This is a genomic window from Amycolatopsis alba DSM 44262, from assembly GCF_000384215.1.
Classification (GTDB): Bacteria; Actinomycetota; Actinomycetes; order Mycobacteriales; family Pseudonocardiaceae; genus Amycolatopsis; species Amycolatopsis alba.
This window is the reverse complement of sequence record NZ_KB913032.1, coordinates 6,628,141-6,642,135: the sequence shown is the minus strand read 5'-3', so window position 1 is coordinate 6,642,135 and position 13,995 is coordinate 6,628,141. Positions and strand designations below refer to the sequence as shown.

General features: G+C 69.4%; 14 protein-coding genes and 1 pseudogene. 8 read left to right on the top strand and 7 right to left on the bottom strand.

What is annotated here, in order from left to right:
* Positions 1–19: 19 nt before the first annotated feature.
* A pseudogene (locus tag AMYAL_RS48645) lies at positions 20–715 on the bottom strand (LLM class flavin-dependent oxidoreductase); the annotation flags it as partial.
* Between the two features lie 181 nt (positions 716–896).
* Here AMYAL_RS48645 and AMYAL_RS0131180 point away from each other — a divergent pair.
* Positions 897–2,162 (top strand): family 1 glycosylhydrolase, encoded by a 1,266-nt coding sequence (locus AMYAL_RS0131180; RefSeq protein WP_020635206.1) that lies wholly within the window; start codon positions 897–899, stop codon positions 2,160–2,162.
* Here the strand turns inward: AMYAL_RS0131180 and abc-f are convergent.
* Positions 2,146–3,777: a ribosomal protection-like ABC-F family protein gene (gene abc-f, locus AMYAL_RS0131175; RefSeq protein ID WP_026467595.1), complete on the bottom strand. Its 1,632-nt coding sequence runs from the start codon at positions 3,775–3,777 to the stop codon at positions 2,146–2,148. The genes AMYAL_RS0131180 and abc-f overlap by 17 nt on opposite strands.
* Before the next feature lie 281 nt (positions 3,778–4,058).
* On the opposite strand from abc-f, the gene AMYAL_RS0131170 reads away from it, so the two are divergent.
* From AMYAL_RS0131170 to AMYAL_RS0131150, 5 genes are all read left to right on the top strand, one after another.
* On the top strand, positions 4,059–4,655 hold the full coding sequence (locus AMYAL_RS0131170; protein ID WP_026467594.1) for an Rv1733c family protein: 597 nt from the start codon (positions 4,059–4,061) through the stop codon (positions 4,653–4,655).
* A 42-nt stretch (positions 4,656–4,697) separates the two neighbouring features.
* Entirely contained in the window at positions 4,698–5,525 is an 828-nt protein-coding gene (locus AMYAL_RS0131165) for a M55 family metallopeptidase (protein WP_020635203.1), read from the top strand.
* Complete coding sequence (locus AMYAL_RS0131160; protein WP_020635202.1) at positions 5,518–6,813, top strand: M20/M25/M40 family metallo-hydrolase; 1,296 nt, start codon at positions 5,518–5,520, stop codon at positions 6,811–6,813. Before AMYAL_RS0131165 ends, AMYAL_RS0131160 begins: the two co-directional genes overlap by 8 nt.
* A gap of 113 nt (positions 6,814–6,926) precedes the next feature.
* On the top strand, positions 6,927–7,454 hold the full coding sequence (locus tag AMYAL_RS0131155) for a hypothetical protein (protein ID WP_245193161.1): 528 nt from the start codon (positions 6,927–6,929) through the stop codon (positions 7,452–7,454).
* A gap of 16 nt (positions 7,455–7,470) precedes the next feature.
* The gene (locus AMYAL_RS0131150; RefSeq protein WP_020635200.1) at positions 7,471–8,097 is read left to right on the top strand and encodes a maleylpyruvate isomerase family mycothiol-dependent enzyme; all 627 of its coding nucleotides are present in this window, start codon (positions 7,471–7,473) and stop codon (positions 8,095–8,097) included.
* Positions 8,098–8,104: 7 nt separating this feature from the next.
* On the opposite strand, the gene AMYAL_RS0131145 is transcribed toward AMYAL_RS0131150, so the two are convergent.
* Positions 8,105–8,713: a TetR/AcrR family transcriptional regulator gene (locus AMYAL_RS0131145; RefSeq protein ID WP_020635199.1), complete on the bottom strand. Its 609-nt coding sequence runs from the start codon at positions 8,711–8,713 to the stop codon at positions 8,105–8,107.
* Positions 8,714–8,779: 66 nt separating this feature from the next.
* On the opposite strand from AMYAL_RS0131145, the gene AMYAL_RS0131140 reads away from it, so the two are divergent.
* Positions 8,780–10,363 carry an FAD-dependent oxidoreductase gene (locus tag AMYAL_RS0131140; RefSeq protein ID WP_020635198.1) on the top strand — a complete coding sequence of 528 codons (1,584 nt, stop codon included), beginning with the start codon at positions 8,780–8,782 and terminating at the stop codon, positions 10,361–10,363.
* 409 nt (positions 10,364–10,772) lie between these two features.
* Positions 10,773–11,846, top strand: coding sequence for a GDSL-type esterase/lipase family protein (locus AMYAL_RS0131135; RefSeq protein ID WP_026467593.1), 1,074 nt, complete (start codon positions 10,773–10,775; stop codon positions 11,844–11,846).
* Here the strand turns inward: AMYAL_RS0131135 and AMYAL_RS0131130 are convergent.
* From AMYAL_RS0131130 to AMYAL_RS0131115, 4 genes are read right to left on the bottom strand one after another with little or no spacing between them, the layout of a single operon-like run.
* Positions 11,843–12,142 carry a hypothetical protein gene (locus tag AMYAL_RS0131130; protein WP_005150941.1) on the bottom strand — a complete coding sequence of 100 codons (300 nt, stop codon included), beginning with the start codon at positions 12,140–12,142 and terminating at the stop codon, positions 11,843–11,845. The two genes, AMYAL_RS0131135 and AMYAL_RS0131130, sit on opposite strands and share 4 nt — an antisense overlap.
* Entirely contained in the window at positions 12,129–12,356 is a 228-nt protein-coding gene (locus AMYAL_RS0131125) for a hypothetical protein (protein ID WP_020635196.1), read from the bottom strand. The genes AMYAL_RS0131130 and AMYAL_RS0131125 overlap by 14 nt, the downstream gene beginning before the upstream one ends.
* A gap of 46 nt (positions 12,357–12,402) precedes the next feature.
* Positions 12,403–12,855: an Lrp/AsnC family transcriptional regulator gene (locus AMYAL_RS0131120; protein WP_020635195.1), complete on the bottom strand. Its 453-nt coding sequence runs from the start codon at positions 12,853–12,855 to the stop codon at positions 12,403–12,405.
* Positions 12,852–13,994, bottom strand: coding sequence for a M24 family metallopeptidase (locus tag AMYAL_RS0131115; RefSeq protein WP_020635194.1), 1,143 nt, complete (start codon positions 13,992–13,994; stop codon positions 12,852–12,854). Before AMYAL_RS0131115 ends, AMYAL_RS0131120 begins: the two co-directional genes overlap by 4 nt.
* Between the last annotated feature and the right edge of the window lies 1 nt (position 13,995).

Sequence of the window (13,995 nt, the reverse complement as noted above, 5' to 3'; positions counted from 1 at the left end):
CCCACGCGAGGCTCGCGTTCCCCGCGACCGCGACGTCGAAAGGACGCCCCGGCTCGAGCCCGGCGAGACTGAGCGCGCGGTGGGTGTCGGCGATCTCCTCGGCGGTCGGGGTGTGGTCCTCCGGGTTCGGGAAGATCCCGTCGCACAACGCGGCCCGCCGGACCACGCGCGGATTGTCGGTGGAACTCGCCACCCAGATCGGGATCGGGAACGGCTCGGGCGGCGCCTCGGCGAGCGCGACCTGGTAGTGCGCGCCGTCGTGGTCGAATCGCCTGCCGGACCAGATCGCGCGGATGACGTCGAGGCCTTCGTCGAACATCGCCGACCGGGTCAGCAGGTCGGTCTGTTCACCGAATCGGCTGAAGTCACCGGATTCGTCCGAGCCGAGCCCGGTGCCGAGGATCAGCCGCCCGCCGGAGAGCCTGCTGACCGTCGACGCGTGCCGGGCGACCACCCACGGGCGGCGCCGGGCGGGTGGCGTGATCATCGGCCCGAACAACAGCCTGCTGGTGGCATGCGCGATGGCGCCGAGCGTGGTCCACGGATCCGCGATGGGCATCGTGTCCGCGACCACGTGGTCCCACAGGAAAAAGCCGTCCCAGCCAGCGGCCTCGGCGCGTACGGCGAGGTCGACGAGCACCCCTGGCTCACCGAACGGGCCGAAAGGCGGCAGATAGACGGCATGGCGGACCGTGCTGCCGGTCAAGTCGATCATCTCCCCAACGTCATCGTCGAAGTCCCCGGACGGCCGCTTGTTCACACCGTTCACCCCGGTTAGCGTCCGGAAGATGGCGGACACCGGTGAACGATGGACGAAGTGGCCGGAGCATCGGAGAAGATTACGCCGAGGACTCGGTTTCCTTCTCGCCGTCTCACTATGCGCGACACTTTCGGCCGTGAACGCGTCCGCATCGCAGGATGACGGCTGGTCCCGTGACTTCTACTGGGGCGTGGCGTCGTCGGGTTACCAGTCCGAGGGCAGCGCCCCGGACAGCAACTGGAAGCGGTTCGTCGACCGCTCCGCAGGCAAGGACGGTGTCGACGAGTACCGGGATTCCGTCGACTTCCGGCACCGCTACGCCGACGACATCCGCCTCGCGGCGGGGCTCGGCGTCACCACCTATCGCTTCGGCGTCGAGTGGGCCCGCGTCGAGCCCTCCCCCGGCAAGTGGGACGAGACCGAACTGGCCTTCTACGACGACGTGCTCCGGCACGTCCGGGCCGCGGGCATGACCCCGATGATCACGCTCAACCACTGGGTCTACCCCGGCTGGGCGCTGGACCAGGGTGGCTGGGCCGAGACACGGACGGCCGACGCGTGGCTGGACTTCAGCCGGAAGATCGTCCAGCGCTATGCCGGGCAAGACGTCCTTTGGGTGACGTTCAACGAGCCGCTCGTCTTCCTCCAGAACGAACAGAAGGTCGGCGCGCTGAGCACCGCGCGGTACTTCGCGGCGCAGTCCAACGTCGTCCAGGCGCACCGGCGGGCCTACGACCTGATCCACGAACTCGATCCGACGTCGAAGGTCACCAGCAACCAGGCCTACATCACCGGGGTCAACGGGATGGCCGACTGGTTCTTCCTCGACCAGGTCAAGGACAAGCTCGACTTCATCGGCATCGACTACTACTACGGCCTCAGCGTCGACAACTGGACGGTGTTCGCCGCCGCCTCCGGCAAGTTCTGGGACGTCAAGCTCCAGCCCGAAGGCATCTACTACGCGCTGCGCAGCTACCACAACCGGTTCCCGCGCCTGCCGCTCTACATCGTCGAGAACGGCATGGCGACCGACAACGGCAAGCTCCGCGACGCGGACTACACCCGCGGCGACCACGTGCGCGACACCGTGTACTGGCTCCAGCGAGCGAAGGCCGACGGGATGAACCTCATCGGCTACAACTACTGGAGCCTCACCGACAACTACGAATGGGGCAGCTACCGCGCCCGCTTCGGACTGTACACAGTGGACGCTCTCACCGACCCCGCGCTGACCCGGCGCCCCACGGACGCCGTTCCCGCGTACCAGGCACTGGTCACCGCGGGCGGCGTTCCGCAGGGCTACCGGCTCAAGCGCGGTCCCGGAACCTGCTCTCTCGTCGACGGGCTGAACAGCTGTCTCAACCCGGCCAAAGTGGACGGACCTCTCACGCCGCTGAGGTGACCAATTCCAGCCGCCTGCCCTCGAACGTCCGGCGCATCCGCCGGTCGTGCGTGACGACCACCAGCGCGCCGGAGTACTCCGCGAGCGCCTGCTCCATCTCCTCCACGAGGTCCGGGGCGAGGTGGTTCGTCGGCTCGTCGAGCAGCAGCAGGTCGGTCCTGGCCGTCACCAGCCTCGCCAGTTCCAGCCTGCGACGCTGCCCGACGGACAGGTCCCGCACCGGCTTGCGCAGATCCGGCGCCCGGAACAGGCCCAGCGACAGCAGCCGCTCGGCCGCTTCCTCGTCATCGTCACTGTCGCTGTCTCCGGCGAAGACCGCCAGGACGGTCCGGGCGTCGACGGCGAGCCCGCCGTTCTGGTGCAGGAACCCGATCCGGCCTGCTCGCTCCGCCGACCCTGTCGACGGCGCCAGTTCACCGGCGAGCACCCGCATCAGGGTCGTTTTCCCCGCCCCGTTGGGTCCGGTCACGAGCACCCGCTCACCGGGCAGCACGCTGAGCGACGTCCGCGGCAGGCGGCCGTCCACCGACACACCGTCCACCTTGACGACGTACCGGTCGGCTTCCGCCTCACCGGCGGCGATCCTCGCGGCGAACCGGAGCGGTTGCGGTGGTGGCGGGACCGGGTCCGCGTCGAGCCGCTGGATCCGCTCGCGAGCCGACCGGATCCGGCTCATCGCCCCGTGCGCCCGTGACCGGGCCCGGAACGCGCCCGCTCCGCTGAAGGCCGCCGGGGCCTTGCGCGGGATCGCCGAGAACCGGTCGATGTTGACGTCCGCCATCCTTTCGTACCGGGACTTCTCCAGCCGCCACTCCTCGTACTCGCGGGCCCACCTGGCCCGCGCGGCCTCCTTCGCCGCGAGATAACCCGCGTAGCCGTTGCCGTGCCGGTGCACGGTCCGCCGGTCGGCGTCGACCTCGAGGATCGTGGTGGTGACCCGGCTGAGGAACGTCCGGTCGTGGGTGATCGCGACGAGACGGCCGCGATGCCCGCGGAGGTGGTTCTCCAGCCAGGCGACGGCTTCGTCGTCGAGATCGTTGGTCGGCTCGTCCAGCAACAGCAGTTCGGGCGACGCGGCCAAGGTGGCCGCGAGCGCCAGCCGCGACCGCTGTCCACCGGACAGGCTGCCCAGCGCGCGGCCGCGATCGAGGCCCGGCTGACCGAGTCCGTGCAGGGCGACTTCCACCCTGGCGTCGGCCTCGTAGCCGCCGCGGGCTTCGTAGGCGGTCACGAGATCGCCGTAAACGGCCAGGTCTTCGGCGGTTTCCAGCGAAGTCTCGGCCGCCCGCAACCGGGATTCCAGCTCCCGGAGGTCGGCCAGCGCGAGGTCGATCGCGTCCCCGACCGTGGCGGTGCCGGACAGCTCCAGCGTCTGCGGGAGATAGCCGACGCCTCCGGGCGCCGTGACGGTCACCGTGCCGTTGTCCGCCCGATCGCGGCAAGCGATCAGCCTCAACAGGGTGGACTTGCCCGAGCCGTTGTCGCCGATGACTCCCGCCTTCTCCCCCGGTTTGACGCTGAAGGAGACCTGGTCGAGCACGACATGGTCGTCGAAACGTTTCGTGACGCCGGAAAGCACGAGTTGTGTTCCGGGATTTCGATGCGGGGTACGCACAGGGGCGTCCTCCTGATTCTCGCAAGGAAAAAGAACATGCGGAAGGACGCGGCCCGGCGGAGCGAAGGCTCTACGCCAGGGCCGCGTCGAAGACGAGAATCACAGAGTGAAGAAAATCCCCATGCCGAGAACGGTAGCGGGAGAACGCGGGCGGGTAAAACGAATTAAAGGTTGTGTACAGGTTCACAGAGTGGTCTGTGTCCCCATACCGCGACAGCGGCGCTCCGGTGACCGAGAATCGAGACCGGAGGTTTTCGCGATCTGAGGGAATGGGGTTCCTCGTGCACGGGTCCAGCGGTCCGATCGCCCGGTTCCGGCGACGGCTCTTCCCCGGTCACAACTCGCTGGCCCGCGGCTCGGACCGGTTCGAAGCCCTCGTCCTCAAACTCGTCATCCTCGCGGCGCTCCTCGCCGTCCCCGTCGCGGCCGCCGTCGGCTCGGCGAATCACGGCAGGCAGGTGGCGGCCGCCGCGACCGACGCGGCCGGACGTCAAGCCACCACCGCGTACCTGGTGAAGGCCGCGCCCGTCCGCATCGTCGACAGCGAGAGCGTCGGGACCGACGATTCCGCCACCGAGGCGACCTGGACCGACACCCGCGGCGCCCGGCACAACGGCGGCGTCTTCGCGACGCCGGGCAGTCCCGCTGGATCGCCCGTGCCGATCTGGATCGACGCCCGCGGTGAGCTCACCGCCGCCCCGCGGACCGCGTCGACGGCCGTGTTCGATTCCGTGCTCGTCGGTCTCTGGCTCTGGTTCGCGGTGGTCGCCGGGCTCGTCCTGCTCCACCGGGCCGTCCGGCTGGTCCTGAACCGGCACCGGGCCGCGGCCTGGGAGCGCGCCTGGGCGGTCTACCCGCGTTCCGGTTCCTGGCCCTGATCCCGGAAGCGGGGGCAAAGAGCCTCGGCTAGGGTGCCCGGCATGCGCATCATGATCTCGGCGGACATGGAGGGCGCCACCGGCGTCACCTGGACCGAGGACGTCATCCCCGGCACGGAACAGTGGCAGCGATTCCGGCGCCTGTTCACCGGCGACGTCAACGCCACCATCGCCGGCCTGTTCGACGCGGGCGCCACCGACGTGCTGGTCAACGAGGCGCATTCGTCCCAGCGGAACCTCCTGCTCGAAGACCTCGACGGCCGTGCGCGCATGCTCACCGGCAGGCACAAGCCGCTCTCGATGATGCAGGGGATCGAAACCGGCGTGGACGGGGTCGTCTTCCTCGGCTATCACGCCGGCGCCGGTTTCGACGGCGTGCTTTCCCACACCTACCTGGAGAATCAGATCACCGGGGTGTGGCTCGACGACGTCCCCGCCAGCGAAGGCAGGCTCAACGCCGCGATGGCCGCCGAATACGGCGTCCCGGTCTTGGTCGTCTCCGGTGACGACAAGGCCTGCGACGACGCCCAGGACTACGCGCCGGAGGCCGAGCTGGTCACGGTCAAGGAGTGCGTCAGCCGCTACGCCGCGATTTGCCTGCCTCCTGCCAGGACCGCCGAACTGCTGTCCTCGGCCGCGGCGGACTCGATGAACCGGGCGGGCCGGGTCGAGCGGTTCACCACTCCCCACCGGATCGAGGTCGAGTTCGACGCGAGCCATCTCGCGCAGGCCGCGGCGGTGATCCCGACGGTGGAACAGATCGGCGTGCGGCGGGTCGGTTTCGACGCGCCGGACATGACCGAAGCGATGAAGGCGTTCAAGATCGTCACGGCGATCGCTGCGGGGGCGGTGCAGGGTATCTATGGCTGAGCTCGATGTTGTCGACGTCTGCTCGCGGTTGATCCGGTTCGACACGACGAACCGGGGCAACGGGGACTCCGAGGGAGAACGCGAGGCCGCCGAGTACGTCGCGTCGCTGCTGTCCGAACTCGGGATCGACTCGAAGATCATCGAATCGGCGCCCCGGCGCGCGAACGTGATCGCACGGGTGCCCGGCACCGACCCGAGCTTGCCCGCCCTGCTCGTGCAGGGACATCTCGACGTCGTCCCGGCCGACGCCGCCGACTGGTCGGTGGACCCGTTCTCGGGCGAGGTCCGCGACGGGTTCCTCTGGGGCCGCGGCGCCGTCGACATGAAGGACTTCATCGCGATGGTGCTCGCCGCCCTCGCCACCGGTTTCCGGCCGCGACGGGACCTCGTGCTGGCCTTCGTGGCCGATGAGGAGGACAAGGGCGACTACGGCGCGCACTGGCTCGCCTCGGCGCACCGGGACCTGTTCGACGGCTGCGCGGCCGCGATCAGCGAATCGGGCGCGTACACCTACCACGTGCCCGCCGCCGACGGCCGGACCGTACAGCTCTATCCGGTGGCCACGGCCGAACGCGGCACCGCGCACCTGCGGCTGACCGCGAAAGGTCGCGCGGGGCACGGGTCGCGCCCCAACGACGAGAACGCGGTCACCCGGCTGGTCACCGCGCTCGGCAGGATCGCCGCGCATCGCTGGCCGGTCCAGCTGACGCCGACGGTCCAGGCTTTCCTCGAACGCACCGGGGAAGCCCTCGGCGTCCCGGTCGATCTGTCCGATGTGGACGGAACGATCGCGCGGCTCGGGCCGGCCGGGGCGCTGGTGGTGCCGACCGTCCGCAACAGCACGACCCCGACCATGCTCGACGCCGGCTACAAGGTGAACGTGATCCCCAGTTCGGCCGAGGCCCAGGTGGACGTCCGGGTCCTCCCCGGTGCCGAACCGGAGCTGTTCGCCGAGCTCGACGCGCTGCTCGGCGAGGGCGTCACCCGCGAGTTCGTCGCGCATCAGCCACCGGTCCAGGCACCGGTCGATTCGCCGTGGTTCGACGCGATGGCGGACGCGCTGCGTTCGGAAGACCCCGAAGCGGTCGTGGTCCCCTACTGCATGGGCGGCGGCACGGACGCGAAGGCGTTCAGCCCGCTCGGGATCGACTGCTATGGCTTCGCACCGCTGTGGCTCCCGGAAGGCTTCCCGTACCGCGCGATGGCGCACGGGGTGGACGAGCGGGTCCCGGTCGAAGGACTGCGGTTCGGCACACGGGTGCTGCGGCACTTCCTGGAGAACTGCTGAGGCCTTCACGGACTTGCCACCCGGCACGACACGTTTGCCTCTCGCCTCAAGAGAACGCAGGCGGCACCGGTAGTTTCATCCGAATTTCATGAACGCCGTTTAGCTTCGGCGAAGTGAGACCTCTGACATCGCGCGTCCGGGCGGGCGTTCTCCTGATCGGCCTCGGCGCGTCCCTTTCGGCGTGCCGGAGCGGGCTTCCGGTCCCGTCTTCCGACATGCCACCCACGACGTCGACGTCGTACTCCGCTCCCCCGGTCCAGACCCACACCCTGACCGTGACGCCTCCGGCACCGGCCTCGTCGTCAGCGGCGAGCCTCGAACCCGCCGCGATCGACCGGGTCTTCCAGGTCTACATGAACGGGCTCGCCAATCACGACATGACCGCGCTGCGCAGCGGGACCTGCCCGCGGCTGCGGGAGACCCTGCTCGGGTTCGAACTCCACGGGCATTACGTCGAGCGCTGGCAGATGCTGCCGTACTCCGTTCCCGCCGGACAGGAGTCCGTGACCGTCCAGGCCACGGTCACCCAGCGGAACGCGCGGACCGGCAAGCTCGCGGGCGACGTCGTCTATTCCTGGAACGTCGAGCGGAACGAAGACACCAGCTACTACGTTTGCGGTTGGCTCGACTACAACAGATGACTCCGGGAGGTCAGCGGTGGAATCGGTCGCGCGACTCGTACGGGACGAACGGACGGACTTCGCCGCGTTCCTGCGGACGCTGACCCCCGAGCAATGGAACGCGCGGACCTTGTGCCCGGAATGGTCGGTGCGGGAGGTGGTCGCCCACGTCGTCGACTACGACGCCCTGCGCTTCCGCGATCTGCTCGGCAAGGCCGTCCGAGGCGGGCTGCGGCTGGACCGGATGAACGCGCTCAGTGCCGGGCGCCGGCCCGATCGGACACCGGACGAACTGATCTCGCGGATCGAGGAACACCTCGACCCGCACGGCCTGACGTCGGTGTTCGGCGGCCGGGTGGGGCTGCTCGACAGCCTCGTCCATCAGCAGGACATCCGGCGTCCGCTGGGGCTTCCCCGTGAGGTGCCGCCGGAGCGGCTGCGGCACGCTCTGGCCTTCGCGCGCCACGCCCGGCTGATCAAGGCCGACAAGCGGTCACGCGGGCTCCGGCTCATCGCGACGGACCTCGGCTGGTCGGCCGGCTCCGGCCTCGAACTCCGCGGCCCCGGCGAGGCGATCCTGATGGCGATCACCGGACGGGCCACGGCCCTGGGTGAGCTTTCCGGGCCGGGCGCGGCGATCCTCGCGTCCAGGATGGACGGCTGAACCCGCGTCAGTGCGGAAAGGCTCGCGACAGCACGGCGAAAGCGAAGTCCAGCCGCTGACGATGCGCCACGGCGAGCTCCGCGAGATCCTCTCCGGCGAGACGGCGCCGGAACGTCGCGACGATGACCGCGCGGTACGCGGCGACGACGAGGGCGGCGACCAGCTCGCTGTCCCCCGAGAACCGGGTGTCGTCGTCGAGTTCGTCGGCCAGCTCCGCGTCGATCTCGTGCTCGAATTCGCGAAGCCGTGAGATGAGCGCACGTGACCCGGCGATGGTGCGGATGAACGGCAAGGCGCCCTCGCTCAACCCGGACAGCGGGTGGTGGTCCTCTACCAGCCCGATGGCCATGGCGCGCAGCGCTTCGACGGGGCCGACATCGTCCGCCCGCTCGCGAATCGCCGCCCGCACCATGCCGACGGCGTCCGGAAGCCGGTCGAGCGCGATGTCCTCCTTGCGATCGAAGTGCGAGAACACCGTGACCTTCGAAACGCCTGCCGCGGCGGCCACCTCGGCGACGGTGACCTCGTCGAAACCGCGCTCCACGAACAGCTCTGTCGCGACCGCGGCGATATGCGCCCGAGTCTTCGCACCGCCACGATCCCCTCGCTTCGCCATGTGACAACCTTACCTTTACTCATTAAGCTTACCAAGTAAGCTTATCGAGTTAACTTTGGAGGCGTCATGAATCGAATCGACGTGGTGGTGGTCGGCGCGGGGCCCACCGGCCTGTTCCTGGCCAGCGAGCTGGCCTTGCGAGGAGTACGGGTGACCGTGCTGGAGCGGCTCGAGGAGCCCGATCCGACGATCAAATCCGGCTCGCTCAACGTCGCCAGCGCCGAGATCCTGGACCGGCGCGGCCTGCTGCCCGCCGCGGAGGAGGTACAGCGCCGTCGTCTGGCGGAGGCCAACGCCTTCACCGGCGGCCGTACGAACCGGATCGTGCGCGAACTGACGGCCGCGGCGGGCCGGAAGTCCCGCCGGTTCGCGGTCGTCGGGCATTTCGCCGGGATCATGTTCCGGCACGACCTGATCGACCAGGACGATCCGGTGCTGGCCGCCCACACGGCGGTGGCGAACGGGATCTTGGTGCCGCAGCACGACCTCGAACTGCTGCTCGGCGAGCATTGCGCCCGGCTGGGCGTCGAGATCCGCCGCGGTGTCGAGGTCCGTGGCCTGCGGAGCACCGGGTCCGCACTCGACGACGACGCGGACGTGGTCGTCGAGACCAGCGCGGGCGACTTCACCGCAGGCTGGGTCGCCGCGGCCGACGGCGGGCGGAGCGTCATCCGCAAGCGGCTCGGCATCGACTTCGTGGGCACCGATCCGGAACTGGTGGGCTACCAGGCCATCGCGGACTTCGACGACCCGAGCGAACTGCGCCGCGGATGGAACTGGACACCTCGCGGCATCTACACCTACGGACCGGTTCCGGGACGCATCCTCGTGGCCAGGTTCGCGCCGCAGCCCGAGGACAAGAACGCTCCCGTGACCGCCGAAGAGCTGCAGGCCGCGGTACGGGACGTCACCGGCGTGCCGGTGACGATCACGGGACTGCGGGGGCGTGCGACCCGGTGGTCGGACAACGCCCGCCAGGTCCGGACGTACCGCCACGGCCGGGTTTTCCTCGCCGGCGACGCCGCTCACGTGCACTCGCCGTTCAGCGCCCAGGGGCTCAACCTCGGCCTCGGCGACGCCGTGAACCTCGGCTGGAAACTCGCCGCGGCCATCAACGGCCAGGCCCCCGCTGGGCTGCTCGACACCTACCATTCCGAACGGCACCCGATCGGGGCGTGGGTCCTGGACTGGACGCGGGCGCAGGTGGCGCTCATGCGCGGTGACGAACGGACCGCTCAGCTGCGGAAGGTCGTCGGCGACGAACTGTTCGGCGTCCCCGGCGCGACCAACCACATGATCGCGCTCTCCTCCGGGATCCTGCAGCACTACGACGTCGCCGACGACGCCACCGCTCCGGTCGGTTCGATCGCCGGGGACGTCGAGCTGAAGTCCGGGGCCCGGCTCGCCGATCACGCGCACGACGGCCGCTTCATACTCGTCGACCGCTCGCCAGACGGCCGGTATGCCGACGCTGTCCACGAGTTGGCGGACAAGGTCGCCTACACGGCGGATCCGGCCGCCGACACCGCGAGCCTTTTCGTGCGCCCGGACGGGATCATCGCGTGGGCCGACGTCTCCGAAGACTCCGCTGACAACGCTGACAACGCGCGGAAGCTGCTCGACACAGCTATCCAACGCTGGGTCGGCTGACCGCCCTCACGACTCCGATCCCGCCCCGGTACGACCTGACGTCGCGAAAGCCACTTTCGGGACGTCAGGTGTCCCGAAAGTGGCTTTCGCGACACCCGCCCGCAGCACTCGTGAGTGGCTAGGGCGGTTCTGACGGACCGGTATTTGCCTACCCGCTGGTGCGAGTAGTGGTCGAGTGTGGAGGATTTGGGACGTTGAACGTCCTGAATCCTCCACACTCGGGGACCTGCTTCGTCTCGGTGCGGGGTGAAACTTCCCCCGTGACGGCCGCGGAACCGCCACCCACGCGCAGGTCAGGTGTAGGTAGCCAAACACGGGTCCGCCCTGACCAGCCTTGCCACTCACGAGACCCGGCACACACCACCATGATCACCCTGTCGGGGCCGCGGTTCCGTAGAATCCGGTGACGATGCGACGTTTCCGGTGGTGGTGGGGTGCTCTCGCGCTCACGTTCGTGGTGGTTCTCGTCGGGTTCATTGCCTTTACCGGTTCGGAAAGCCGCCCAGGGCAACCGTCCCCGCGCCAAGGCCCGCCGGGAACGGGGCCGCTGACGGTCGTCGCCATCGGCGACAGCACGGTTTCCGGGGAGGGCGCGGGCAACTACACGCCCACGACCAACGGGCAGGGCGGCAACTGGTGTCACCGCTCCCCCAACGCCTTCGTCGAGCAGGTCAAGATCCCCGACGTCACCGCGCGCGTGAACCTCGCGTGTTCGGGGGCGCCGTCGGAGCAGGTCGCCCTCGGCGAGGCGAAGCAGTGGACCGAGCCGTCGCAGGCCCAGCAGCTGGCGAACCTGATCAAGGATCACCGGGTCGCCGCGGTGGTGATCGCGATCGGCGCGAACGACGAGCCGAAGTTCTCCGCCCAGGTCAGCGAGTGCTTCAAGGCGTGGTTCTCCCCGCAGGGCCCATCGTGCAGCGAGGAACTCCGCAAGACCTGGAAGTCCAAAGTGGACGCCATGGTGCCGAAGGTGACCAACGCCGTCGCCGACGTCGCGAAAGTGCTGGCCCAGGCCGGTTACGTCCCGGCGGACTACCAGCTCGTGCTGATGTCGTACGCCTCGCCCGTCGGGCCTCAGATCCCGGAAGCGCTGCGCAGCCTCAACGGCTGCCCGTTCCGCACGGAGGATCTGGAGTGGATGCGCCGCGACGGCGTCTCCGTCCTTTCGGACGGGCTCAAGCAGGCATCGAGGGCGACCAGCGCGCGGTTCCTGGATCTTTCGCGGGCGGGCGCCGGCCGCGAGGCGTGCAGCAGCGACCCGGCGAACGAGTGGTTCAGCAGGCTGACGCTACAGCTGAGCGACCTCGGTCAGGTGGATCGCGCGAGCCACGCGCTGCAGGAGTCGTTCCACCCCAACGCGAACGGCCACGCGCAGATCGCGAACTGCCTCAACGAGTTCCTCGCCGCGCGCGGCGGCAACGCGTCGTGCCTCTCCGGGGCCGACCGCAAACTGCACGCCGCACCCGAGGTCGTCGCCCGCTAGAGATCCAGCGCGGCGCGCAACGCGATGTCGATGCGCTCCTGGACCTCTTGGTCGATTTCCGCGATCTTCTCGTCGAACCACGGCCGGTACAGGCGCGTGAGGTTCAGCGTGGAGACCCAATAACGCGCGTCGACGGCGACACCGAGGATGTCTTGCGGATCCCGGTCCAGCAGTTCGGTGCCGAGCAGCCACGGCCGCTCGGATTCGTTCACCCCGTCCGAAGACAGCAGGACGACGGTGCGCTGCCGTGCCGGTTCGGTCGGGGGGTGATACGTCCAGACTTCACCCCTGTGCACGCAGATCCTTCTCCGCGGCTGTCAGCTCGGCCTCGTCCGATTCGGCGGACGGCGTGGCCGGAGCGCGCTGCGGGGTGTATCCGGTGCGGACGGCTTCCCTGCGGGCCGCCTTGGACAACCACGACGAGACCGAGATCCCGTGTGCCTTGGCGGCCCGCTCGGCGAACTCGAGCGCACCACTGTCGAGTGAGAGTGTGACCTTACGTGTTGCCATACCTTTTATCGTACCAGCGCCGCGCAAGCCCACCCGTTTTCCGGTTTCACAGGGTGGGCGAGCGGCCCTCGAACGGCGTCGACAGCACCACCGTGGTCCGCGTCGAGACCTTGGCGGACTCGCGGATACGGCGGAGCAGGTCCTCCAGTCCGAGCGGCGAAGCCACCCGGACCAGGAGGATGTATGACTCGTCCCCGGCGACCGAGTAACAGGACTCGATCTCCTTGATGTGCTCGAGACGCTGCGGATAGTCGTCCGGAGCCGCCGGATCGTTCGGGGTCAGCGAGATCAGCGCGGTGAGCGGGAGACCGATCTGCTCACCGTCGAGCCGTGCCGTGTACCCGAGGATCACCCCGCGCTGCTCCAGACGCCGCACCCGCTGATGCACCGCCGACACCGACAGGCCGACCCGCTCGGCCAGATCGGTGAAGCTGCGCCGTCCGTCCGCGGCCAGCTCCTGCACGATCGACTGGTCCAGCGGTTCCAGGGAATTGGTCATGCGTCGAGCACGATCAGGTCGTGCGGACGCTGGTTGACCGACTCGACGCCGTCCTCGGTGACCACGACGATGTCCTCGATGCGGGCACCCCAGCGGTCCGGCTGGTAGATGCCGGGCTCGACGCTGAAGGCCATGCCCGGCTCCAGCGGCAGCGCGTTGCCCTTGATGATGTAGGGCTCTTCGTGCACGTCGAGGCCGATGCCGTGGCCGGTGCGGTGGATGAAGTACTCGCCGTAACCCGCTTCGGCGATGATGTCGCGCGCGGCGGCGTCGATCGACTCGGCGGTGACGCCGGGGCGGACGGCCTCGACGGCGGCGCGCTGGGCGCGCTGCAGCACCGCGTAGGTCTCGGCGACGTCGGCGTCACGCGGCTCACCGACCGCGTACGTGCGGGTGGAGTCGGAGTTGTAGCCCTCGGCGATCGGGCCGCCGATGTCGACCACGACGACGTCGCCGCGCTCGATGACACGCTCTGAGACGTCGTGGTGCGGGCTGGCGCCGTTGGGACCCGAGCCGACGATCACGAAGTCGGCGTGGGTGTGGCCCTCTTCGACGATCGCGGCGGTGATGTCCGCGCCGACCTCGGCCTCGGTGCGGCCGGGGCGCAGCCATTCGTGCACGCGGGCGTGCACGCGGTCGATGGCCGCTCCGGCGTCGCGCAGCGCCTGGATCTCGGTCGCGTCCTTGCGCATCCGCAGTTCGCGCACGATCGGCCCGGCCAGCGTCTGGTCGGCGTCGCCGAGCGCGCCGCGGAAGGCGAGGACATGCAGCGCCGGGGTGAAGTCGCTGACCGCGACACGGCCTGGCTTGCCCAGCCTGTCGGCGACCAGTTCGTAGGCGTTGTCACCGTCGACCCAGGTGATGACCTCGATGCCCAGTTCGTCGGCCGGGACGTCGGCGTAGCCGGGAGCCTCCAGTTTCGGCAGCACCAGCGCCGGGACACCGTCGGCCGGGATTACCAGCGTGGTCAGCCGTTCGAACGATCCGCCTGCCTGGCCGATGAGGTAGCGCAGGTCCGAGCCGGGTGCGATCAGCAGGGCGTCGGTGTCGGCGGCGGCCGCGGCGGCGCGGGCCCGGTCCAGGCGGGCGCGGAGGCTGGCGGCGTCGGGGGCTGGGTTGTGAAGGGAACGGCGCGACATG

Coding starts and splice junctions, on each gene's coding strand:
- AMYAL_RS0131125 (WP_020635196.1), bottom strand. CDS start 12,356: ATGGCAACACGTAAGGTCACACTCTCACTCGACAGTGGTGCGCTCGAG.
- AMYAL_RS0131140 (WP_020635198.1), top strand. CDS start 8,780: ATGAATCGAATCGACGTGGTGGTGGTCGGCGCGGGGCCCACCGGCCTG.
- AMYAL_RS0131115 (WP_020635194.1), bottom strand. CDS start 13,994: ATGTCGCGCCGTTCCCTTCACAACCCAGCCCCCGACGCCGCCAGCCTC.
- AMYAL_RS0131165 (WP_020635203.1), top strand. CDS start 4,698: ATGCGCATCATGATCTCGGCGGACATGGAGGGCGCCACCGGCGTCACC.
- AMYAL_RS0131120 (WP_020635195.1), bottom strand. CDS start 12,855: ATGACCAATTCCCTGGAACCGCTGGACCAGTCGATCGTGCAGGAGCTG.
- AMYAL_RS0131135 (WP_026467593.1), top strand. CDS start 10,773: ATGCGACGTTTCCGGTGGTGGTGGGGTGCTCTCGCGCTCACGTTCGTG.
- AMYAL_RS0131160 (WP_020635202.1), top strand. CDS start 5,518: ATGGCTGAGCTCGATGTTGTCGACGTCTGCTCGCGGTTGATCCGGTTC.
- AMYAL_RS0131145 (WP_020635199.1), bottom strand. CDS start 8,713: ATGGCGAAGCGAGGGGATCGTGGCGGTGCGAAGACTCGGGCGCATATC.